The sequence below is a fragment of the Sphingomonas oligophenolica genome, assembly GCF_006438955.1.
GTDB lineage: Bacteria > Pseudomonadota > Alphaproteobacteria > Sphingomonadales > Sphingomonadaceae > Sphingomonas > Sphingomonas oligophenolica_A.
On record NZ_RCZK01000047.1, the window covers coordinates 1 to 670 of the forward strand.

A 670-nucleotide genomic window follows, 5' to 3' on the forward strand; every position below is an offset into this window, starting at 1 on the left:
GTAGGGGCCTGCGCTGCCGCGCTGCGGCCGCTTCATCGGCTGATCGAAGCGCACGTGCTCGCCGCCGAGCGACTGCATGGCGACGATACGACCGTGCCGGTGTTGGCGAAGACCAAGGCCGATGTCGGGAGGCTATGGACCTATGTTCGCGATGACCGACCGTTCGGCGGTCCGGCACCGCCAGCGGCGCTGTTCCATTACTCGCGGACCCGCCGCGCCGAGCACCCGGTTGGGCATCTCACCGGCTATGGCGGCATCCTGCAAGCCGACGCTTATGCCGGATACAACGCGCTGTTCCGTGTCGATCGTTTGCCGTCGCCACTCACCCGCGCGCTGTGCTGGGCACATGCCCGGCGCAAGTTCTTCGAGCTGGCCGATGTCGCGGCGCAGCTGAAGCGCCGCAAGGGTGCACCGGTCATCTCGCCGATCGCGGCCGAAGCGGTCAGGCGCATCGACGCGATCTTCGACGTCGAACGCGCCATCAATGGCAAGGGTATAACCGAGCGGCTTGCCCTGCGCCACGAGATGGCGGCACCGCTCGTCACCGATCTGGGGCAATGGCTGCGGTCCCACCGCGCCGCGCTCGCGCGCCACAGCCCGGTCGCGGGCGCGATCGACTATATGCTCAAGGACTGGGCCGCGTTCAGCCGGTTCCTCGACGATGGCCGCA

1 protein-coding gene is annotated in these 670 nt (G+C 68.2%); it reads left to right on the forward strand.

From position 1 onward, the window contains the following. Positions 1–670: IS66 family transposase (gene tnpC, locus EAH84_RS15835; RefSeq protein ID WP_140872923.1), on the forward strand; the 670-nt coding region annotated here is incomplete at both ends.